General features: G+C 65.0%; 17 protein-coding genes. 7 read left to right on the forward strand and 10 right to left on the reverse strand.

What is annotated here, in order from left to right; translation table 11 throughout:
* Positions 1-104: 104 nt before the first annotated feature.
* The 3 genes from XI06_RS30050 to XI06_RS30060 all read left to right on the forward strand — a co-directional run bounded on the left by XI06_RS30050 (position 105) and on the right by XI06_RS30060 (position 1,713).
* On the forward strand, positions 105-716 hold the full coding sequence (locus tag XI06_RS30050; RefSeq protein WP_237866139.1) for a TetR/AcrR family transcriptional regulator: 612 nt from the start codon (positions 105-107) through the stop codon (positions 714-716).
* A gap of 157 nt (positions 717-873) precedes the next feature.
* Complete coding sequence (locus XI06_RS30055) at positions 874-1,155, forward strand: hypothetical protein (protein WP_237866140.1); 282 nt, start codon at positions 874-876, stop codon at positions 1,153-1,155.
* Between the two features lie 108 nt (positions 1,156-1,263).
* Positions 1,264-1,713: an ester cyclase gene (locus XI06_RS30060; protein ID WP_237890577.1), complete on the forward strand. Its 450-nt coding sequence runs from the start codon at positions 1,264-1,266 to the stop codon at positions 1,711-1,713.
* Between the two features lie 86 nt (positions 1,714-1,799).
* Here the strand turns inward: XI06_RS30060 and XI06_RS30065 are convergent, their stop codons facing one another.
* The 3 genes from XI06_RS30065 to XI06_RS30075 form a co-directional block, all read right to left on the reverse strand.
* Positions 1,800-4,385: an EAL domain-containing protein gene (locus tag XI06_RS30065; protein WP_237890575.1), complete on the reverse strand. Its 2,586-nt coding sequence runs from the start codon at positions 4,383-4,385 to the stop codon at positions 1,800-1,802.
* A gap of 157 nt (positions 4,386-4,542) precedes the next feature.
* On the reverse strand, positions 4,543-5,844 hold the full coding sequence (locus tag XI06_RS30070) for an MFS transporter (protein ID WP_237890728.1): 1,302 nt from the start codon (positions 5,842-5,844) through the stop codon (positions 4,543-4,545).
* 90 nt (positions 5,845-5,934) lie between these two features.
* Positions 5,935-8,364 (reverse strand): bifunctional diguanylate cyclase/phosphodiesterase, encoded by a 2,430-nt coding sequence (locus tag XI06_RS30075; protein WP_271607105.1) that lies wholly within the window; start codon positions 8,362-8,364, stop codon positions 5,935-5,937.
* 285 nt (positions 8,365-8,649) lie between these two features.
* On the opposite strand from XI06_RS30075, the gene XI06_RS30080 reads away from it, so the two are divergent.
* Positions 8,650-9,816 carry an ABC transporter substrate-binding protein gene (locus XI06_RS30080; protein ID WP_271607106.1) on the forward strand — a complete coding sequence of 389 codons (1,167 nt, stop codon included), beginning with the start codon at positions 8,650-8,652 and terminating at the stop codon, positions 9,814-9,816.
* A 6-nt stretch (positions 9,817-9,822) separates the two neighbouring features.
* Here the strand turns inward: XI06_RS30080 and XI06_RS30085 are convergent, their stop codons facing one another.
* From XI06_RS30085 to XI06_RS30100, 4 genes are all read right to left on the reverse strand, one after another.
* Complete coding sequence (locus tag XI06_RS30085) at positions 9,823-10,800, reverse strand: NAD(P)-dependent oxidoreductase (protein ID WP_271607107.1); 978 nt, start codon at positions 10,798-10,800, stop codon at positions 9,823-9,825.
* A 13-nt stretch (positions 10,801-10,813) separates the two neighbouring features.
* On the reverse strand, positions 10,814-12,667 hold the full coding sequence (locus XI06_RS30090; protein WP_271607108.1) for a TRAP transporter large permease: 1,854 nt from the start codon (positions 12,665-12,667) through the stop codon (positions 10,814-10,816).
* A 7-nt stretch (positions 12,668-12,674) separates the two neighbouring features.
* A complete protein-coding gene (locus XI06_RS30095; RefSeq protein WP_237866147.1) occupies positions 12,675-13,706 on the reverse strand; it encodes a TRAP transporter substrate-binding protein in 1,032 nt (343 codons plus the stop codon).
* Positions 13,707-14,043: 337 nt separating this feature from the next.
* The gene (locus XI06_RS30100; protein ID WP_237866148.1) at positions 14,044-14,487 is read right to left on the reverse strand and encodes a DoxX family protein; all 444 of its coding nucleotides are present in this window, start codon (positions 14,485-14,487) and stop codon (positions 14,044-14,046) included.
* A 95-nt stretch (positions 14,488-14,582) separates the two neighbouring features.
* Between XI06_RS30100 and XI06_RS30105 the strand changes: the two genes are divergently transcribed.
* From XI06_RS30105 to XI06_RS30115, 3 genes are all read left to right on the forward strand, one after another.
* On the forward strand, positions 14,583-15,503 hold the full coding sequence (locus XI06_RS30105; RefSeq protein WP_271607109.1) for a LysR family transcriptional regulator: 921 nt from the start codon (positions 14,583-14,585) through the stop codon (positions 15,501-15,503).
* 149 nt (positions 15,504-15,652) lie between these two features.
* Entirely contained in the window at positions 15,653-17,146 is a 1,494-nt protein-coding gene (locus XI06_RS30110; RefSeq protein WP_271607110.1) for a caspase family protein, read from the forward strand.
* A gap of 199 nt (positions 17,147-17,345) precedes the next feature.
* Positions 17,346-19,013: a SulP family inorganic anion transporter gene (locus tag XI06_RS30115; RefSeq protein ID WP_237866151.1), complete on the forward strand. Its 1,668-nt coding sequence runs from the start codon at positions 17,346-17,348 to the stop codon at positions 19,011-19,013.
* 6 nt (positions 19,014-19,019) lie between these two features.
* Here the strand turns inward: XI06_RS30115 and XI06_RS30120 are convergent, their stop codons facing one another.
* The 3 genes from XI06_RS30120 to XI06_RS30130 form a co-directional block, all read right to left on the reverse strand.
* Entirely contained in the window at positions 19,020-19,382 is a 363-nt protein-coding gene (locus tag XI06_RS30120; RefSeq protein ID WP_237866189.1) for a hypothetical protein, read from the reverse strand.
* 122 nt (positions 19,383-19,504) lie between these two features.
* The gene (locus tag XI06_RS30125; protein ID WP_271607111.1) at positions 19,505-20,518 is read right to left on the reverse strand and encodes a Spy/CpxP family protein refolding chaperone; all 1,014 of its coding nucleotides are present in this window, start codon (positions 20,516-20,518) and stop codon (positions 19,505-19,507) included.
* Complete coding sequence (locus XI06_RS30130; RefSeq protein WP_271607112.1) at positions 20,485-20,730, reverse strand: hypothetical protein; 246 nt, start codon at positions 20,728-20,730, stop codon at positions 20,485-20,487. The genes XI06_RS30125 and XI06_RS30130 overlap by 34 nt, the downstream gene beginning before the upstream one ends.
* Positions 20,731-20,894: the final 164 nt, after the last annotated feature.

Below are 20,894 nucleotides of genomic sequence, written 5' to 3' on the forward strand. Positions count from 1 at the left end.
CACGATACGCCGGTTGCAGCCCCGGAGCCGGCGTAACCATCCCTGATGAATTATCAACTCGATACATTGTTGTATCGAGTTGCATTCTGCCCTAAACTGCTGCGATGTCAAGGCTGAGGACCAGGCCGACCAGGGACGACACGCGCGAGGCGCTGTTCGAGGCGGCCGCACGCGTGTTCGAGCAGGACGGCATCGGCGGCGCCAGCATAGAGGCGATCGCGGCCGAGGCAGGCTTCACCCGCGGCGCGTTCTATTCGAACTTCAACAGCAAGGACGAGCTCATCTTCGCCATGCTCGAGGACCATGTCGAGCAATCGATCCGGCGCAACATGGAGATCCTGGCGCAACACAAAAACCTCGACGACTTCATCGCGGCGCTGAAGACGATGGACCGCGCCCGGCAGGACCCCCTCGCCCGCTCGCCGCTGCTGCATATCGAGATGATCCTGTTCGTCGCGCGCGCCGAGAAGCGTCGCCCGGAACTTGCAAAACGCCTGCGCGCGCGGCGCAAGCTGATCGCCGATATCGTCGAGGCGACCTTGAAGGACAGCGCCAAAGGCGAGACGTTGAACCCGCCCTGGATGGCCTCGGTCGTGCTGGCGCTGGAAGATGGCTTTCGCCTGCACCGGCTGATCGATCCCGAGACCACGCCGGCCGACAGCTTTCTGCGCGCGATAAGCGATTTGCGACGCAGGACGGGATTGGCGTCGGACTAGGGCGCGCCAGCGACGCGCGATATCGTGTGTTCTCGCAAACGAGGATGCGTCTTCGAAAGAGCCGCGCTCTGCCGCGCGGGATAGTTTTTCGAACGCATTCGTAGCGGCGGGCGCTGCCGGCGGTCGCGCGTCACACCGGCACCGAAAGGAACTTCCAATGGCCTTCCTGTCAAAGACGACCATCGCAACGGCTGCGTTCGCGATCATCTCTAGCCAGGCGTTCTCGGAAGCGTGCTGGGATTTCAAATCCGACACGGCCTACATGTATCGCGGGCCGGGGCAAATGAGCGTCCGGGAATTCGGAGGCGACCGTCGCAGCGCGATCATGAAGTACGCGGCGAAAGTACCGAAGAACACCGTCTTCTTCATGAAGGACGGCGAGCTCTATTCTGCGGCGGGGATGTCGGAGAATTCGCTGAACGAGCTTCATATGGAATGACGGACGCAGCAAGGCGGCCACGACATCGGGAATCGGGTGGGCCGGCGGCGCCGACATCGTCATAGCTTCTCATGGTGGGCACCAAAGCGCACAACAGGAGAAGTGACCGTGTCGATTGAAGACGACAACAAGGCCATCGTTGGCCAGTGGTTCACGAATTTCTGGGGCAAGACCTGCGACCTCGGAATTGTCGATGAACTCGCCGCACCAGACATGCTGCTGCAATATTCCCTGCACGAGCCGCGGCGTGGCCGCGACGACATCAAGGCGTTCATGACGGACTTTCGGAAAGCGTTCCCCGATCTCAATTTCTGGGGCGCTGCCGATCTCATCGCCGAAGGCGACTATGTCGTCGGCCGATGGGAAGGCGGAGGCACGCATACCGGGCCGGCGTTCGGCGACTTCCTGGCAGGATCGCTGCCGGCCAACACCGGCCGCACAATGAGGTTCACCGGCACGACCGTGTTGAAACTCAAGGACGGAAAGATCCTCGAGGAAATCGGTCTTGACGACGGGGTTACGGCCTTGCAGCAGCTCGGCCTCATCCGCGCCGCTTGAAGCGCAAATTGCCCTGTGCCGGGCGCAGAGACCTCAACGAACACACCGGCGACCTCGAGGTCGCCGGTGTCATATTGGAACGCGCGCTACGCCGACCGCTTCACCGCAACCACATCCGCAGGCTTGACATCCAGCCGGCCCAGCATCGCCCGTGCCTGCTCGGCACAGTGCTCGATCAGCCAGCGCTCGAAGGCAACAGGCGCGAGCGCAGGGGCGTAGAAGAAGCCTTGCACGACGTCGCAGCCGAGCTCGGCCAGCATCTTGCGCTGGCCTTCGGTCTCGACGCCTTCGGCGACGACGGTCATGCCGAGGCCTTGGCCGACGCGCACCACGGCGGTGGCGATCGCCAGTGCGCCCGCGTCACGCTCGATGTCGCGCATGAAACTGCGATCGATCTTGATCTCGCGGATCGGCAGATGGGCGAGCCGGCTGAGGCTCGAATAGCCGGTGCCGAAATCATCCACGGACAGGCCGATGCCGAGCGCGCGAATCGCGTGCATCGTCTCCAGCGCGGCGGCGCCGTCCTGCATGAAGGTCCCTTCGGTGATCTCCAGCATCAACGCATCCGGCGGCAGATCGTATTCGGCGAGGACGTCCTCGAGCCGTGCGGCCAGCGCGACGTGGCGGAAATTGATCGGCGACAAATTCACCGAGACGCTGGGAATGTTGAGCCCGGCGCGACGCCAGGCCGCCATCTGCCGGCAGGCCTCGCGCACCGACCACAGGCCGATCTGCTCGATCAGGCCGCATTCTTCGGCGAGCGGGATGAATTTGGCCGGCGAGACATCGCCGAGCACGGCGTCGTGCCAGCGCGCCAGCGCTTCGACACCGTGGATGGCGCCGTCGCAGCTGCGAATCTGCGGCTGGTAGCTGAGGCTGAGCGCGCCCTCGGCAATGGCGCGGCGGAGCGCTGCGATCATCGCCAGCCGCTGTTCGGTCAGGCCGTTCATTTCGGCGTTGAACATGCGATGAGTCGAACGGCCCGCCTGCTTGGCCATATACATGGCGGCATCGGCCTGCTGCATCAGCGTGTCGATATCGGTGGCGTGGTCGGGATAGAGGCTGATGCCGATGCTGGCCGACATCGGCATCAGCTTCGATCCGAGCCGCAACGGCGCGGTCAGCGCTTCCGTGATGCGAGCAGCGATCTGCTCGGCACCCTCGGCATTGCGATGCGGCAGCAGGATGACGAACTCGTCGCCGCCGAGCCGGCCCAGCATGTCTTCAGGCCCGATCTGCTCGCGCAGGCGCTGCGCGAGCTGGATCAGAAGCTCGTCGCCGGCGGCATGGCCGAGCGTGTCGTTGACGTCCTTGAAGTGATCGACGTCGAGGAAGGCCAGCGCGACATGGCTGCCGGTCGGACAGGCGTTGATCGCGGTCGTGATCAGGTGTCGCAATTGCGCGCGGTTGGGCAGGCCGGTGAGAATATCGTGATAGGCAAGCCGCGCGATCTCGGCGCGCGCTTCCTTGCGTTCGATGGCGAAGGCGCCGAGGTCGACGCAGGCATCGACAATGCGCCGGTGCCAATTGCTCGGCGCGCGAGGCTCGCGATAGTAGAATGCGAAGGTGGCAATAACCCGGCCGTCCTTGGCCTTGACCGGGGTCGACCAGCACGCACGCAAGCCGGTCGCCAGCGGCATGGTCTTGTAAGGTTGCCAGCGCGGATCGGTGTCGAGATCTTCAGCCAACACCGGTTCGCCATAGAAGGCGGCGGTGCCGCAGGAGCCGACATTGGGGCCGATCGCGATGCCGTCCAGCGCGCGGGAATAGTCCGCGGGCAAGCTCGGACCGCCGAGCGGATGAATCAGGCCTGCGGCATCGACATGCAGCAGCGAGCAGACGACGTCGGGCGCGATCTCCTCGACGCGGCGGCAGAGCCGGTCGGCAATCTCGGTGATCGGCACCTCGTCGGCGAGCGCGCTCATGATGAGCTGCTGCAGCGAGCGCAACTGCCGGCTCTCGGTGATGTCTTCGACCAGTGCGAAGATGTGCTTGGCGCGGCCTTTGTTGTCGCGGAAGGCGTCGATCCGGGCGGAAATCCAGATCTCCTCGCCATCCTTGTTATAGACCAGTGTCTCGACCTCGCCGCGCCGGCCGCCGTCGAGGAGCCGCTTGACGAGCTTGGCAATGGCTGTGCGGTTGGTGTGGCATCCGGCGATCAGCTCACCTGCGCGGCGGCCCTCGGCCTCCTCGCTGGTGTAGCCGAACAGCGTCGTGAAAGAGGAATTGACGTAGAGGATGTTCTGCTCGACGTCGGTGACGATCACCGCGCGATTGGTCTGGTCCGAGACTGCGTTGAGCAGCCCGATCCTGACGCGACGCTCGGCGTCGGCGGTGACGTCGCGCGCGAACACGATGTAATGGGTGGCGCCGTTTATGGTCGTTGAGGACAACGCGATCGTGGCCTTGATCCGGCTGCCGTCGCGCCGCACCAGGCTGATCTCGTCGCGAAAGTCCACGACCGGATCGGCGTGAAGACATTTGAGGATGAGAATGGCGGCATCGCCGCCGAGCACCTCGGCACGAGCGAGCTTCCAGATCCGCTCAGCGCCGGCGTTGAAATAGGTGATGCGATGCGCATCGTCGACGATGACGATGCCGTCGTCGGCGCATTCGAGCACGGCGCGCAGCACGTCGGGCATTTCGGTCACGGAGCAGTCGGAGGCAGACATCGTTGAACCCGGCAGCATCAGCAAGATACGGCAATCGGCTCCAGGTTAACGCGTCGATGGTGTCCAAGACCTTTTTGCAACCGACCCGCGTTCGGCCAAGCCGCGACATGCTTAACAGTCCGCGAAAGATGCAGAGGTAATCCAGTGCGAGTGGAACCTATTCCGCGCCAGTTCCCGCCCGGAGCGAGTGAAGCCGGCCGGCCACGGCCCGCACCTTGCCCGGCGAGGCCCGCCAGACCGACAGCGCCGACAGGAGGCTTACGAGGATGGCGATGGCAAAGGCGAGCGTATAATTCCCAGTGCGGTCGTAGAGCAGGCCTGTCACCCATGGCCCGGCCGCCCCGCCCGCCAATGCCGCGAGCATGATCATGCCGAAGATGCTGCCCTGTTGGCGGCCCTGAAAAATCTCGAACACCACTGCGCCCATGATCGAGGTGAGCCCGTAGCCGAGCGCGCCTTGCGTGAACACCATCAGCCAGACCAGCCAGACCGAGGGCTGGTATTTCAGCGCGATCAGCGCCGCGAAGCAGATCGCAAACCCGGCGCAACTGATGGCCCAGACCCATTCCCGTCCGATCCGGTCGGAGGTGTGGCCGAGGAAGATCTGGCCGGGGATACCAAGCAGGCTGACGGCACCGAGCGCCCAGACCGCAACGCTCGGGCTGAAGCCGATGTCGAGCAAGAATTTGGTCTGGTGCACCTGCACCGCGTACCAGATGTACAGGCCGCAGAAATAACCGAGCGCGATCCACCAGAAGCGCGCGGTCGCAACCGCCCGCTTCAGCGTCCAGTCGGTGGCGGCCCAGTCGGGATCGACGATGTTGGAGACCGGCTTTGCGGCGCCTGTGACCGGCGCGGCGTCGCCGTCGGGTTGCAGGCCGATGTCTTCGGGGCGCTTGTGCAGCAGCAGATTGATCGGCGCCAGCACGACCAGGATCATCAGGCCCATCGCGGTGCAAGCGGTGCGCCAACCGGTCTGCTCGATCAAATGCTGCACCCACGGCAGCAGCGTGATCGAGCCGATGCCGACGCCGGCGAACGCAATGCCGATGGCAAAGCCGCGCTTGCGGATGAACCAGTTCGGCAGGAACAGCGACTGGCCGGAATAACCGAGACACACGGAACCGGCTCCGACCATGACGCCGATCGTCAGATAGAGATGCCAGGGCTGGCTGGTCAGCGGTGCGAGCAGCAGCCCGCCGCCCATCAGCAGCACCCCGAGCTCCATCACCGCGCGCGGGCCGGCGCGGTCCATCAGCCGTCCGATCAGCGGGCTGGCCACGGCAGAGGCAACGAAACCGAAGGAGAACGCGCCCGCAGTCACGCCGCGCTCCCAGCCGAACTCGGCAATGATCGGCGGAAAAAACAGCGAGAAGGAGGTGCGCGCGTTGACGCCGATCGCCATGGTGACGAATGTCACAGCAACCACGACCCAGCCGTAGAAGAACGGAAGCCGCATTTTTCTTTGTTTCACCCCTAGACGATCCTTCGGACCATCTGGGGACGGCGGGGTCAAGCGATTTTCGCGAATGCCGGATGCGTGGCGCGCTCAGGCCGCGTCGCGCCGCGAGCCTTCGGAGGACCCATCAAGCTCAATCTGGTCGATCGGCAGCGGACGCCCGAACAGATAGCCTTGCGCGAAGTTGACTCCGAGCACCTTCAGACGCTCGAACTCCTCTGGGGTCTCGACGCCTTCGGCGGTGACCGACATGTCGAGCCCGCGCGCCAGTGTCACGATCGAGGAGATGATCGCGGAACTGCGCGGCTGGTACGTGAGATTGCGGATGAACGATTTGTCGATCTTGATCTTGTCGAACGGAAATGCGGTGAGATAGCTCAGCGAGGAATAGCCGGTGCCGAAATCGTCGAGCGCGAGCTCGACGCCGATGCTCTTCAGCCGCTCCATAAAGGCGTGGTTCTCGGCGCCGCGCTCCAGCAGAACGGATTCGGTGATCTCGATCTCGAGGCGCTCCGGTGACAGGCCGGAATCCCGCAGTGCCATGGTGATGACGTCGAACAGATCCGCTTCCTTGAACTGGATCGGCGACAGGTTCACCGCGACCATCAGGTCGGACGGCCAGCCGGCCGCATCCGCGCAAGCGCGACGCAGCACGAATTCGCCGAGCGGCACGATCAGCCCGGTCTCCTCCGCGAGCGCTATGAACTGATCGGGCGGGATCAGCCCGCGGGTCGGATGCCGCCAGCGCACCAGTGCCTCGAAGCCCCGTCGCGCGCCGGTGCTGGCATCCATGAACGGCTGATAGTGCACCTCGAGCTGGCAGAGCGCGATGGCGTCGCGCAGGTCCCCCTCCAGCGTGTTGCGCGCCTCGAGCTCGGCCGACATCGCCTCGTCATAGATGGTGAAGCAGTTGCGGCCGGCCGATTTCGAGCGATAGAGCGCAAGGTCGGCCTTCTTCAGCAGTTGCTCCTGGTCGCTGCCGTGATCCGGCGCGACGGCAATGCCGATGCTGGTGCCGATCTCGACGCGATGTCCGGGCAGCAGGAATGGCTCGGCGACCAGCTTGGCGATCCGCGCCGCGAGTTCGGTCGAAGCGGCGCGCTGATCCTCGCAGCCCTCCTGGATGATGGCGAATTCGTCGCCGCCGAGCCGCGCCAGCACGTCGGTGGCGCGCACCGCAGATTTCAGCCGTTGCGCCACCAGGCGCAGCAGCGCATCACCAGCACCATGACCGAGGGAATCGTTGACGTTCTTGAAGCGGTCGAGATCGAGCATCAGGATCGAGAAGGACCAGCCGCCGTGCTCCAGCTGGCCGTTGAGCTCGTCGAGCCGGGTCAGGAAGAAGGCGCGGTTCGGCAATCCAGTCAGCACGTCGGTCTGCGCCAGCTCCAGCACGCGCCGGTTGGCCAGCGACAGTCGCCGCGAATTGCGGCTGGCGAGCATCAGATAGGTCGACAGCGACAACGTCAGCAGCATGCCGACCATCAGCACGGCGCCGGCGCGGTCATAGCTCGTCTCCAGCGGGCCGCCGGCCGTCGGAATTGCCCGTACTTGCCAATCGGCGTCGCCGATCTTGAGGCCGCCCGACCAGTGCCGGCCGCGCGCGACATCGCGCATCGACTGCGGTGCGTCCGCTGCGGAAGCGTAGTCGGGCAGCATGCCCTCCAGGCTGATGATCCGGGCGCTGTAGGGTTGATAGACGTTGATGCTGACCGCCGGGCTCGCGCCGGTCCTGACACGGATGGCCTGCATCAGCAGGGGCAGGTCGAAGATGCCGACAACGAAGCCCGAGATATTGCGGCGGCGGTCGGCGACGGCGTCGCGCGAGGTCCCCTTGGCGTAGACGGGCACGATCACGAGTACGTTCGGCAATTGGCCGGCGCCGTTCCGGGCATAGAGCTCGGTGCGGATCGCGGCAATGTTGTCATTGTCCCGGGCGCGCTCGAGCGCGACCTTGCGGTCAGGCACGCTCATATAGTCCATGCCGTAGACACGCGATGTCTTGGCCTGCGTCGAGTAGAAGATCGGAAAGTATTCCTCGGCCTGCGGCGCAGTGGCGAAGTCGCCACCTTGGAGCGCCTTGATGTGATAGCCGGATACGCCGTCGGCAATCGCGGCCGCCTCGTATTCGGCGCGCTCCTTGCGGGTGATCCGCGGCAGCCAGCCGATCCGCAGCAGGCCGGGATAACGTTCGAACAGCTTGCCGCTGAACGTCTCGAACTCGCTGCGGGTGACGCCCTCGTTGGAGGATTCGAACAGGGTGCGCAGCGCCACGAGCCGGCTGATATATTCGTTCATGCCGTTCTGCATGACGATGGCCTGCGTCTCGGCCGCGTTCTCGAACTCGATCTTATTGACGCGGTCTTCCCAGCGCGCCACCGCAGCGGCGCCCGCAAGCGAGAACAGCAGGCCAACGGCAGCCGCGACCAGCGCAGGGCGATGAAGGCCGAGCAGCGCCGCAACGCGCCACCGTCCAGTCATACGCTTTCGATCCTGATCGTTCTGATCGCGATCGCTCATCTTGATTCCGAAACGTCCCCTCGGCGCGCCAGCAGTACCTTGGGTTGAGCCGCCGTGGGGACTATCGGACAAGGAATGGGGTTAAAAACTGCACAATGTCGGAACCGACCCGCCGCGCATTGCGCGGTGTAGTTAACGATTGATCCGCGCATTCCCGCGATCTGACGGCCAATTACCGATTTTACCCGGAATCCTACGGATCATCTTCTCGAGGCCGGTTAGCGCCCTGTTCAGCCTGCGCGCCTATTGTAGCCACGACTTTTCCAGCATCCGGCGAACTCTCTCATGAAACGACCGCGCGCAGCGCTAGGCATCGCGCTTGCCGCCGCGCTGCTGGCGGCGGCAATGCCAACGGCAAGAGCCGACGAGGTCGGCGTCAGCGAGGACGCGATCCTGTTCGGCCAGGCGGCGGTGCTCGAAGGTCACTCCTCCCAACTTGGTCAACGCATGCGGCACGGCATCGTCGCGGCGTTCACTGAAGTCAATGCCAATGGCGGCATTCACGGCCGCAAGCTCCAGCTCATCAGCCGCGACGACGGCTACGACCCTGATCGTTCGGTGGTCCAGACGCTGCGGCTGATCGAGGACGACAAGGTGTTCGCGCTGATCGGCGCGGTGGGTACACCGACTGCGATGGCGACGATCCCGATCACGAGCGCCCGCGAAGTGCCGTTCATCGGACCACTCAGCGGGGCCGCACTGCTGCGCGACGTGGAACTGACGAATGTCGTGAACATCCGCGCCAGTTACGGCGCGGAGACGGAGACCATCATCGGGCATCTCACCGAGGATCGCCACTTCACCCGGATCGGCATCTTCTACCAGGACGATTCCTTCGGCCGTGACGGGCTCAGGGGTGTGAAGAACGCGCTCGCCAAACGCGGCCTCGAGCTCGCCGCCGAAGGCACTTTCGAACGCAACACCCGCGCGGTCGGCGCGGCCTGGCGCACGATCAAACGCGCCGAGCCCGAGGCGATCGTCATGGTCGGGACCTACGGCCCCAGTGCAGAGTTCATCAAGCTCGCACACCGCAGCGGCGTCTATCCGACATTCGTCAACATCTCCTTCGTCGGCGCCACCGCGCTCGCCAAGGAGCTCGGCCCGGACGGGGAAGGCGTCGTCGTCGCGCAGGTCGTGCCGTTCCCCTGGGATCGTTCGATCAAGCTCGTGGCTGACTACCAGGCGGCGCAGACCGCGTTTGATCCCACGCTGGCACCGGACTTCGTGGCACTCGAAGGTTATCTCTCCGGCCGCCTCGTGGCGGCTGCGCTGGAAAAAGTCGGACCGAATCCGACCCGCGCCGGCCTGTTACGCACGATCAGCGATATCGGTCGCTTCGACATCAGCGGCAGCATTGTCACCGTTGGCGCGCGCGCGATCGAGACGCCGCCAAAGGTGTTTCTCACCGTGATTCAGAAGGACGGGACGTTCAAGCCGGTGGACCGGCTGTAGGTCAGTTCACGACCGCCGCGTCCAGCGTTCGGCGTTGACCGCGCCTTGCGGCGCTTCGCCCTTGATGATGGCATCGACCTGCCGCACCGTCTCCAGCGACTGGTATTCGATCGCCTGCGGCGTCAGGCCGCCGACATGCGGCGTGGCAATGACACCAGGGAACTTCGCCAGCTCCGGTGTCGGCATCTGGTCGGGCGCACGGCCGACATCCATCGCAGCGCCGGCGATGCGGTTCTCCAGCAGCGCCTTGGCGAGCGCCGCCTCGTCGACCAGATTGCCGCGCGAGAGATTGATGAAGACGGCATGCATCTGCATGCGCGCCAACGCTGCCTCTCCGATCAGCTTCTCGGTCTGCTCGTTGGCGATGGCGAGGCACACGACGTAGTCCGAGGCCGCGAGCAGCTCGTCGAGCGCGACATGCCGGATCGCGCTGTCGCTGACATCAGCGAAGGGATCGGCCACCAGCACCTGCATGTGCAGCACCTTCGCGATCTCGGCAAGATAGCGCCCGATGCTGCCATAACCGATGATGCCAATCGTGCTGCCGGCAAGCTGCCGGCCCATCCGCGCCTCCGGCTTGCGGCCTGCGTGGTAGTCGGCCGTCGCTCGCGACACGCCGCGCGACAAATCGACCATGAAGCCGACCGCGAGCTCGGCGACCGCCTGCACGAAGCCGGGACCGGCGCGCGTCACCAGCACGCCAGCTTGCGAGGCCGCCTCGACATCGACGTTCCTGATATCGACCGCACAGCGCACGAAGGCTCGCAGGCGCGGCAATTGCCCAAAAATCTCGCCGCGGCCCTCGGTCATGCGATCGGCGACGATGATGTCGGCGTCCCTGGCCGCATTGACGAGGTTCGCCGAGTCGAGCGCCTGGTCACCTTCGTGCAGGATCACCTCGGCGATGGCGCGCAAGCCGTTCAGGCTGCGATCACCATAGTAATTGCGGCGCATCTCCGGCGTGTGGGCCAGCAGGACTTTCACGGGTAGCACTCCTTCAATAGCCAAACGCGCGCGGCAAGGCGGTGCTCAGCCACGGCACGAAGGCGATGACCAGCAGGCACAGGAACAACAGGCCGAGATAGCCGAGGATCGGCTTCACCGTCTGCTCGATCGGCACATTGCCGATCAGGCAGGCGCCGTAGAGCCCGAGCCCCAGCGGCGGCGCGAACAGGCCGACGCCCATCGCAATCACGAGCACGACGCCGAAATGCAGGGGATCGATGCCGAGCTGCACTGCCACCGGCAACAGCAGCGGCCCGAAAATGATCAGCGCGGCCGCCCCTTCCAGCACCGAGCCCATCACGATCAGCACGGCGATGGCGAGCAGGATGAACAGCCACGTCCCGCTCGTCTTGGACAGGCCCAGCATGAAGTCGCCGACCGCATGCGGCACCTGCTGCAAGGTCAGCGTGAACGCCAGCGATTGCGCCGCGGCGACGATGAACAGCACCAGGCCCGCACGCGTTGCAGCCTGCACGAAACTCTGCGCCGCCGATCTGAGGCTGAGCTCGCGGAACACCACGCTGCCGACGACAAGCGCATAGGCGACGGCGAATGCGGAGATTTCCGTGGCCGTCGCAAAGCCGCTCTTGAAGCCGAAGAAGATCATGAAGATCAGGCCGAACGATGCGATCGCGCCGCTCCAGAGGCCCGAGACCGCAACCCGCGGTTCGACCTCCTCGGCGTCATCAGGCGTCTTGCCTGACATGATGGAGAAGGCGATCAGCACCGCCGCCATCAGCGCCGCGGGCAGCAGGCCTGCCATGAACAGACCGCCGATCGAAAGGTTTGCGACGAAGCCCAGAATGATCAGATTGATGCAGGGCGGAATGGTCTCCGCCATCACCGCGGACGCCGCGAGCAGCGCCACCGCGCTGCCCGGATTCTGCTTCGAGCGGCGCGCTGCCGGGATCAGCACCGAGCCGACGGCGGCAACATCAGCCATCTTCGAACCTGAGATGCCCGAGAACAGCACCATCGAGGCGACCATCACGACATTCAGGCCGCCGCGCATGCGGCCGACCGCGCGCTGCAGCAGCTCGATCAGGCGTACCGACATGCCGTTGGCTTCCATGAGGTAGCCGACGAGGATGAAGAACGGAATTGCCAGCAGCACGAAATTGTCGATGCCGCGCGCCATCTGCTGGGCGAAGATGACGCCGGGCAGCGCGCCCTCGACCCAGATGAAGATCAGCGCGGCCAGCGCCAGCGCAAAGCCGATCGGCAGGCCGCCGAACAGCGTCGCGAAGAAGCCGATCAGCATCAAGGTGCCCGCCGACGGCACCGAGGACGGCGACAGAGCGTCCCATGCGAGATAGAGGCCGGTGACGACGGCGACTGCGACGAGGCCCCTGGCAATCTCCGGCAGCGATCGCGCGCAGAGATGATCGATCGCGAACACCGTCATGAACAGCGCGCCGATGCCCATCGGGTAGAATGTCAATTCCAGCGGCAGGCCCGAGCCGGTTGTCTGTCCTGATGTCAGCGAGCCCAGCTTGATCGCGTTATAGGCGACATAACCGGAGATCAGCACGACGAGCAGGCTGCTTGCCGCATCGACCAGCGTGCGCAGCCGCATCGGCAGCAGATCACGGAAGAAGGACACGCCGACATTCTCGCCGCGCGCCAGCGCACTCGCCGCGCCGAAGAAGGCCGATCCGACCATCAATCCGCGCGCGACGTCATCGGACCATTCGACCGGAGCATTGAAAAAGAAGCGCAGCAGCACCGATCCGCAGACGACCGCGAGATCGGCGGCCAAAAGGATGGCCGCGATCGCGTCGCTGCAACGAAGCAGCAACCCGATGCCCCCGCGGCGGCCGCTCGGGAGCGATACGGCTTCTGCCATCGCCATCTCAGGCTTGCGTCGAACGAATGATGTCGATCACGGCCTTTGACTCCGGCCGCGCCTTGATGAAGTTATCGATCTGCGGCGCCACGCGCTTCTTGAAGGCCTCGCGATCGCATTCGGCTACCGTCACGCCCTTCTCGGTCAAGGCCGTCAGCGCCTCTTTCTCGACCGCAAGCCCGTGGGCCCGCGTGTCGACCGCGGCCTTCTTGGCGGCGTCGAGGAAACCCTCGCGCAGCTTCGGATCCATGCGGTTGAACGTCATGTCGCTGAAATAGACCGCCAGCGGCGAGAAATTATGCTGCGTCAGCGCATAGGACTTTGCCGTCTCATAGAACTTGCTGGCAAGGATGGTCGGCGGATCATGCTCGAGACCGTCGAGCACGCCGGCCTGCAACGCCGTGTAGATTTCGCCGAACGCCAGCGGCGTCGCGGCAGCACCCATGAGGCGCAGGCATTCGGTGATGACGGGATTGGGCAGGGTGCGGATCTTGAGGCCGGCAAGATCCTCAGGCGTCTTCACCGGCTTCTTCGCGAGCACGCTGCGCGAGCCGAAATTATAGGCCCAGGCGATGATGCGGATGTTGCTGCCCTTGAGCAGCGCGTCCTCGATCGGCTTGGCCGCACCCGCGTCGAACGCCTTGGTCTGCTGCGGGAAGCTCGCGAACAGAAAGCCGAGATCGTAGGTGCCGACCAGCGGGACCAGATTGGCCGAGATCGACGAGCCCGAGATCATGAGGTCGATGACGCCGAGCTTCACCGAGTTGATGACGTCGATCTCCTGACCGAGCTGGTTGTCGGGGAAGAAGGCGACCTCGACCTGCTCGCCAAGCCCGTTGGCCTTAATCTGCTTCACGAGATTGTCGTAGTAGACGCGGCCGTTGGCGAATTTGGGATCGTTCGGCAGCGAGGAGGAGCATTTCAGCTTCAGCGTCGCAGCTTCGGCGCGGCCGATGATGGCGGGAGAGAGCACGAGGCCGGCGGTCAGCGCCGTCGACGACTTGATGAACGTGCGACGGCTGACGGGCACGAGGGTCATGATGTCTCTCCCCAATATGTTTTTATTTGCTGGCCACGGTCGTTGCCACGGCCTGTTGCACGCAGAGTATGGCCAAAGCGACGAGGCAGGCAAGGCTTGCCGTCAAGCGCGATGCGCGTGCGAGCGGCAGGCACGCCAGCACGAATTGCTGGGAAATGCCTATATTTGCGGTTGTTTTCGATCATGCCGCATCGCGGCCGAACGGCTTCCATGCAAGATTGACGCAGATCGATCCAATTCAGGTATGGATCAATGCCGAACGCAGATTGATGGGCACGCAGCAAAAAGCTGCGGGACCGGAATCCCGCAGCTCTGCCTTTTTCAGCGATCGACGAGATCAGCGCGACGGCGCGACGCTCAGCTGTCCGTTCGCCGCCTCGACATCGCGCGAGGGCCGCAGCGCGAAGGCGCCATCGCCGAGCAGCGCCTGCGCGACCAGCGCGATCACCCAGAACGCCGGATATTCCCAGCCGCCCTTCGGATTGGTGAAAAAGAAACCGGCCGCACCGTGCACGGTGAAGATCGCGCCGAGCAGAACGGGAATGCCGACCAGCGCCGCATAGCGGGTCCAGACGCCGAGGATCAGAGCAATGCCGCTGAGAACCTCCACGGTCATGACGACGTAGGCGAGCTCGGGCGGGAAGCCGAGGCTGCCGAAGAACTTTGCGGTGCCGGCGGGGGTGAAAACGAACAGTTTCAGGCCGGCATGGGCCAGGAACAGCGCGCCCAAGGTCACGCGCAGCACCAGCGCGGCGTAGGGAGCGGTACGGGAATCGATCATAGCGGTCTCCATTGTTGCGCCACGTATGATCTATTCTCAGGGGAATGATAATCTGCTATTTTGGAAATATACCTCATACTACCAGAGTGAAATAGATGCTCGACCGCCTGACCAGCCTGGAAGTCTTCGCCAAGGTGGCGGCGAACGGCAGCCTGTCAGGCGCGGCCCGGGCGATGGGCCTGTCGCAGACCATGGTGACCAAGCACGTCGCCTCGCTGGAGGCCCGGCTCGGCGTCAAGCTGTTCCACCGCACCACGCGGCGGCTGTCGATCACAGAGGCCGGCCGGCTCTATCTGGAATCTTCCGAGCGAATTCTCGCCGACATGGAGACGGCCGACGCCGCGGTCGCGCGCGAGCGCGTCGAGCCGCGCGGCTCGCTGCGGGTCAACGTGCCCGTCGTGTTCGGCACACGCCAGATCGCACCGCTGATTGCCGAATTCTCGGAGCGTCACCCCGAGGTCACGATCGAGCTCGGCCTCAACGATCGCCTGGTCGATCTCGCCGAGGAAGGCTGGGACCTCGCGATCCGGATCGGCAAACTGCGCGACTCCAGCATGGTGGCGCGCAAGCTGGCGCCGAACCGCCTGGTGGTCTGCGCCGCCCCGTCCTATCTCGCCAAGCACGGCACGCCGCGCAGTGTGGCCGATCTCGCCGCGCATAATTGTCTCGGCTATACCCTGTCGCAGCAGGCAAGCGCCGCGGAATGGCTGTTCGGCGCGGATGGCGAGATCCGCGTCCAGGTTTCCGGCAATCTGCGCGCCAACAATGGCGATGCGCTGCGCGCGGCGACGCTGGCCGGCCTTGGCCTCGCGCGGCAGCCGACCTTCATCGTCGCTGACGATTTGCGCGCCGGCACGCTGGTCGCGCTGCCGCTCGACCAGCCGGAGATGCAGTCATCTGCCGTGCACGCGGTCTACCTGCCCGATCGTCGCCCGCCGGCAAAAGTGCGCGCCTTCATCGATTTTCTCGCTGCGCGCTTTGCACCTGATCCACCATGGGATCGCGGGTTGTTCTGACAGTGCACGGCATGACGCGACGGCTGCGGCAGAGCCCCTGCCCCACTTTTCCGGATCATGCTCGAGCGTGAGCTAGCGCACAGACAGAGCAATGGCGGACGACTAGAAAAGGTGACATCCTCGCGCCCATTGCCAATGGAGGTGACATCATGCGCCGTCCAGTCCTTTGCAATTTGATTCTTGCCTCCGGTCTCCTTGCGCTCACCCAGTTGATGACGCCGACGGAAGCTGCGGCCGAAGCCCGGCTTGCGCTGGTGATCGGCCAGTCAGCCTATCGCACGGTGCCGGAGCTGCCCAACGCCGCCAATGATGCCAAAGGCATGGCCGAGCTGCTCGGCAATGCCGGCTTCACCGTCACGACAGCACCGAACCTCGCGCAGAACGAGATGCGCCAGGCGATCTCGGACTTTGCCGGCAAGGTCAGCGCCAGCGGCGCCGACACCGTCGCGCTGGTGTTCTATGCCGGTCACGGCCTGCAGATCGACGGCGAGAACTATCTCGTTCCCGTCGATCTCGATCCCAAGCGCGAGGCGGACATCCCGCTCCAGGGCGTGCGGCTGAACGACATGCTCAACACCCTCGGCGCGCTGCCGACGCGGGCGCGCATCTTCATGCTGGATGCGTGCCGCAACAACCCGTTCCCGGCGCTCTCAGGCGCCGGCCACGGGCTCGCCATCGTCGACACCAAGGCCGGCGCGCCCGGCTCGTTCATCTCCTACTCGACCTCGCCCGGCGCCGAAGCCGAGGACGGCTCCGGTGCCGACAGTCCCTACACCACGGCAGCCCTGGCCGTCGCAAAGCAGCCGAACGTTCCGATCGAGGAAGTGTTCAAGCGCATCCGCATCGCCGTGGCGCAGTCGACCGACGGGCGTCAGATCCCCTGGGAAAGCTCGTCGCTGACGACCGACTTCAAGTTCTTCGGCGAGAGCAGCGGCCAGCCTGCAGCACCGGGCGCAAACGCGATGGCGCTCGCCAGCACCCCGCGCAGCGTCGCTGACTGGCGCAAGGATTTGCAGGGCAAGGATGCCAAGGTCGCCTATGATCTCGTGATCGCCGACGACACGGTGGAAGCCTATCAGGCCTATGTCGAACTGTACGCGCAGGATCTCCGCACGCCGCGCTTGCGCACAGTCATGGAGCGGCGGCGCCAGATGCTGGCATGGGACCGCGCGGTGGCGATCAACACCCGTGCGTCCTACGAGGCTTATCTGGCGAACTGGGACAACAGCGACCTCGCCGCGACCGCGCGCCGGCTCTTGCTGCGCGTGCAGAACCGCAATTATGTCTTACCGGTTGCCGCGGCTGCGGTCCCGGTCGCCGTCGCCATGGCGCCGACCTGCCCGTGCTCGGCCCCGACGCCGCCGGCATCGACGCCGGTCAACCCGACGATCGCCCCCATCATCAAGAAGCGCGTGGACGACACGCCGCCGCCGTCGAAGCGCAAGGTGGTCGACACGCCGCCGAAGCGCCGGCCGCCGCCTGACGAAGTCGTGGTCGAGCGTGCACCGCCCCAACAAGGCCCGCCGCCGGCCGCCATCATGCAAGGCATCGGCATCGGTGTCGGGATTGGCATGGGAATGGGCGGCGGAGGCCGTGGCGGAGAGATGGGACACGGCGATTACGGCCGCGGGAACAGATACTGAGATTATTGATCGTGAAGCGGAGGGCCACCTTGCCCTCCGTCATTGCGAGCGCAGCGAAGCAATCCAGGGTCTTTCCGCGGAGGGATTCTGGATTGCTTCGCTGCGCTCGCAATGACGATGGAGAGGCCGCTACCTGTCTCCCTTCCGGAAATGCTGTAGTCTGATCGGCCGATACGCACATTCCGGGGATTCGACATCGATGCCGCAAGACGCTCACGCCAAAGACTCATGGCCGCTGTTTCGATCGCTCGCGCCCTATGCCCTGCCCGGCGATCTCATGGCGGGACTGACGCTCGCGGCCATCGCCATCCCCGAGCAGATGGCGACCGCCCGGCTCGGCGGTTTTGCGCCGCAGATCGGCTTCTTCGCCTTCATGGCGGGATCGCTCGGTTTTGCGCTGCTCGGCGGCAATCGCTTCCTGTCCTGCGGCGCCGATTCCACGATCACGCCGATCTTCGCCGGCGGACTTGCTGCGCTAGCTACTACCGGCTCACCTGAATATCAGGGGCTCGCGATCGCGCTGGCCCTGATGGTCGGCGCCATGATGCTGGCTGGCGGCGCATTCCGGCTCGGCGGCATTGCGAACCTCCTGTCGATGCCGGTCATGGTCGGCTTCCTCGCCGGCATCTCCGTCCACATCATCGTGTCGCAATTGCCTGGAGTGCTGGGACTGGAATCGCCAGGTGGCCCGACGCTCGACCGCATCGGCGTGCTCGCGAGCGAGATCGGGCGCACCAATCCCATCACGTTCTGCATCGGCTTCGGCGTGCTGGCCGTGGTCTTCATTTCCGAGAACATCAGCGCAAAAATTCCCGGCGCGCTGATCGGCCTCGTCGGCGCAACGCTGGCCACCATCGCGCTAGGTCTCGAGAGCAAGGGCGTCAACGCGGTCGGCACTGTACCGGGCACGCTGCCACGACCGACCTTCCCTGATCTTGCGCCGGAGCTCTGGGTGCGGCTGGTGCCGCTCGCTTTTGTGATCACCGTTGTGGTGATGGTGCAGACTGCCGCGACGACGCGGTCCTTCCCGTCCGATCCCGACAAGCCCGCCGATGTTGATCGCGACTTCCTTGGCGCCGGCGCCGGCAGCGTGCTGTCAGGCCTGTTCGGCGCGTTTCCGGTCAATGCGAGCCCGCCGCGCACCGGCATCGTCGCCGAGACCGGCGGACAGTCGCAGCTCGCAGGCCTTGCCGCGGCGGCGATCGTGCTGGCGCTGCTCGCATTCGGTACCGGATTGCTGCGCCACGTTCCGGACGCCGCGCTTGGCGGCATCTTGCTGTTCGTGGCGCTACGGATCATCCGTGTGCAACAGATCGTGACGATCTATCGCCAGTCGTTCAGCGAGTTCCTGCTGATCGTCGCCACCGCGGCGCTGATCATCGTGCTGCCGATCCAGCAGGGCGCCTTCCTCGGCATCGTGCTGTCGTTGCTGCACGGCATCTGGAGTACGACGCGCGCGCGACTCGTCGAGTTCGAGCGCGTGCCGGGCACCACGATCTGGTGGCCCGCGCATCCGCACATCACCGGCGAGCGCGTGGCAGGCGTTGCCGTGATCGGGCTGCAGGCACCGCTGTCCTTTCTTAACGCGCCGGGTTTTCGCAGCGACGTGAGCAAGGTTCTGGGCACGGCGGCACCGCAATTGCTGGTGCTGGAGGCGAGCGGCATGGTCGAGATCGACTTCACCGCCGCGCAGATCCTGCTCGATGTCTTCAAGGTGTGCAACGCGCAAGGGGTCACGGTCGCACTGGCGCGGCTGGAATCAGTGCGGGCGCAGGACGCCTTCGAGCGCTTCCGCCTGTTCGAAGTCCTGCCGAAGGAGCACGTCTTCCACAGCGTGGACGAGGCCGTGCACAAGCTCGCGAAATAGCTGCCGTTACTGAACCAGCGCCGGATGATCGCGCTGCGCCACCTCGCGGATCCAACTGGTGTGGATCGCGCGGAACAGGATCTGCGCGGTCTTGAGGTCGTTCGCCGTCATGCAGAGATTGACGATGCGATGCACCGCATCGTCGCGCATCAGGCCGTCGGAAATCTTCATGGCGATCTCCATCGCGACCTTCGCCGCGCGCTCATAACGAGCACTCTCGCCCTTGTCGTTTCGCGCAGTGGCGATGGCGCTCTGGGCCGCAGCGTCACAGATGGCACGGATACGCGCGGCGGCCTCGATGTCGCCGAGCGGCGATTCGATCGCTTCGTCCCAGATGTCTGCCCGCTGCTGCCTCGCAAACCACTTCATCGCCCCACCATCCGCGGTCTTCCAGACGTCGATCTGCCGCACTCCAGGCTCACTGAGCATAGAGAGACCAATCGAGATCGGCGAGACGATTTTTACGTCACGAACTTTCGCAGGGCGCGCATTCAGGATGTTCGACGCGGTCCGATGGCCTCAAACTGCGCCTTCTGCTCGTCATTGAGCGTGCCGTAGAAATCCTCCAGCGCCGCGCGAACCGACTTGACGCCGTCGAGCATGACATCGAGCCGCTTGCGGACGGCGGCCATCCGCGCCGGCGGCGTCATCACCTCGTCAGGCTGGCAGGCCGCCTTCAGCGATGTGCTGGCCCTGGCGCTGGTGTCCTGAAGCACTTGCAGCGCTGCGCGCTGGGTGTCGTTGGGATGGAGCCTCGCCTCGATCTCGGCGCCGGGCCAATCGAGCGCGGCAGGCGCACCGCAATTCTGGATCAGCGATGCACCGGCGTTGCCGGAATTGGTCGCGCGCCGCTGGTCTTCAGCGAGCGCATTGAAGCGCGCCTTCTGTTCGTCGGCGAGTGACCCGTAGAACTTATCGAGGGCCGGTTGAACGAGATCGACGGCCTTCTCCATCGCCTCGATGCGCTGCTGCATCGCCGCCAGCCGGCCGGGCGCCGTCGCCGCGACCTGCGTCGGGCATGACGCGCGGATCAATCCGGCCGCATCTATCGAGGCATTGCCGAGCTCGTCGAGGCTTGCGCCTTGTGCTTCAGTCGGCTGCACCGCGGCGGCAATCTGGTCGATCGGCAGACCGACGATCTCGCGGCGGTCGCTGCCGCAAAGCTGATCCAGCGCGACGCCTCGCGATTGCCGGCGTCCCTGTGGTCGTGACGGCAGATAGGCTGACAAAGCGTCGTAGCCATAGGGCGCGAACAGGCCGGCATAGATGTCCTGAAAGCCGTAGCCCCAGAAGCCGAGCCCGTCGCCCCAGATCGTGTAGTCGTAGAGGTCGTTGTACGCGAACGGCCAGAACAGCGGTCCGACCCAGCCGTAACCGCCCCCTGCATGTTGCCACCATCCGCTGCTCGCACCATGCCGGCCGGCGAGGGCGGCCGCAGCTGCGATCTGGGCGCGCGCCGCAGGATTGCTGATCAGACGACCGTTGCGGAAGGCGCTTGAATGCAAATTGAGCGCGTTGTGGAAATTCGCCGGGCGAACGGCCGCATTGCGGATCTGACCGAAGTTCGGTCCGCCATGTCGAGCGCCTGCCGCAAAGCGAGGCCCGCCATGATGCCCGCCGCCATGCGCGTGCCCACCCCCATGTCCACCACCGTGTCCGCCACCATGATGACCACCATGGCCACCGCCATGCCCGCCACCGTGACCACCGCCACCATGGCCGCCACCGTGTCCGCCTTTACCGAGAGCCGTGCCCGCCAACGCGCAGGCTAGCGCCATCACGGCGATCCCAATGACCGGTCGCAACATCGCATCCTCCCGCCATTGAGGCATCGGAAATGGACGGGAGATGGAACCGGCATATCAACGGAAAGTTCCGCGA

It is taken from the genome of Bradyrhizobium sp. CCBAU 11434 (assembly GCF_028128895.1).
In the GTDB taxonomy this organism is placed as follows: Bacteria; Pseudomonadota; Alphaproteobacteria; order Rhizobiales; family Xanthobacteraceae; genus Bradyrhizobium; species Bradyrhizobium zhengyangense.

What these genes read in the sequence shown, in the direction of transcription:
- XI06_RS30050 (WP_237866139.1), top strand. Translation starts at nt 105, where the DNA reads ATGTCAAGGCTGAGGACCAGGCCGACCAGGGACGACACGCGCGAGGCG.
- XI06_RS30055 (WP_237866140.1), top strand. Translation starts at nt 874, where the DNA reads ATGGCCTTCCTGTCAAAGACGACCATCGCAACGGCTGCGTTCGCGATC.
- XI06_RS30065 (WP_237890575.1), bottom strand. Translation starts at nt 4,385, where the DNA reads ATGTCTGCCTCCGACTGCTCCGTGACCGAAATGCCCGACGTGCTGCGC.
- XI06_RS30070 (WP_237890728.1), bottom strand. Translation starts at nt 5,844, where the DNA reads ATGCGGCTTCCGTTCTTCTACGGCTGGGTCGTGGTTGCTGTGACATTC.
- XI06_RS30075 (WP_271607105.1), bottom strand. Translation starts at nt 8,364, where the DNA reads ATGAGCGATCGCGATCAGAACGATCAGGATCGAAAGCGTATGACTGGA.
- XI06_RS30080 (WP_271607106.1), top strand. Translation starts at nt 8,650, where the DNA reads ATGAAACGACCGCGCGCAGCGCTAGGCATCGCGCTTGCCGCCGCGCTG.
- XI06_RS30090 (WP_271607108.1), bottom strand. Translation starts at nt 12,667, where the DNA reads ATGGCAGAAGCCGTATCGCTCCCGAGCGGCCGCCGCGGGGGCATCGGG.
- XI06_RS30095 (WP_237866147.1), bottom strand. Translation starts at nt 13,706, where the DNA reads ATGACCCTCGTGCCCGTCAGCCGTCGCACGTTCATCAAGTCGTCGACG.
- XI06_RS30100 (WP_237866148.1), bottom strand. Translation starts at nt 14,487, where the DNA reads ATGATCGATTCCCGTACCGCTCCCTACGCCGCGCTGGTGCTGCGCGTG.
- XI06_RS30105 (WP_271607109.1), top strand. Translation starts at nt 14,583, where the DNA reads ATGCTCGACCGCCTGACCAGCCTGGAAGTCTTCGCCAAGGTGGCGGCG.
- XI06_RS30110 (WP_271607110.1), top strand. Translation starts at nt 15,653, where the DNA reads ATGCGCCGTCCAGTCCTTTGCAATTTGATTCTTGCCTCCGGTCTCCTT.
- XI06_RS30115 (WP_237866151.1), top strand. Translation starts at nt 17,346, where the DNA reads ATGCCGCAAGACGCTCACGCCAAAGACTCATGGCCGCTGTTTCGATCG.
- XI06_RS30120 (WP_237866189.1), bottom strand. Translation starts at nt 19,382, where the DNA reads ATGAAGTGGTTTGCGAGGCAGCAGCGGGCAGACATCTGGGACGAAGCG.
- XI06_RS30130 (WP_271607112.1), bottom strand. Translation starts at nt 20,730, where the DNA reads ATGGTGGCGGTGGTCACGGTGGCGGGCATGGCGGTGGCCATGGTGGTC.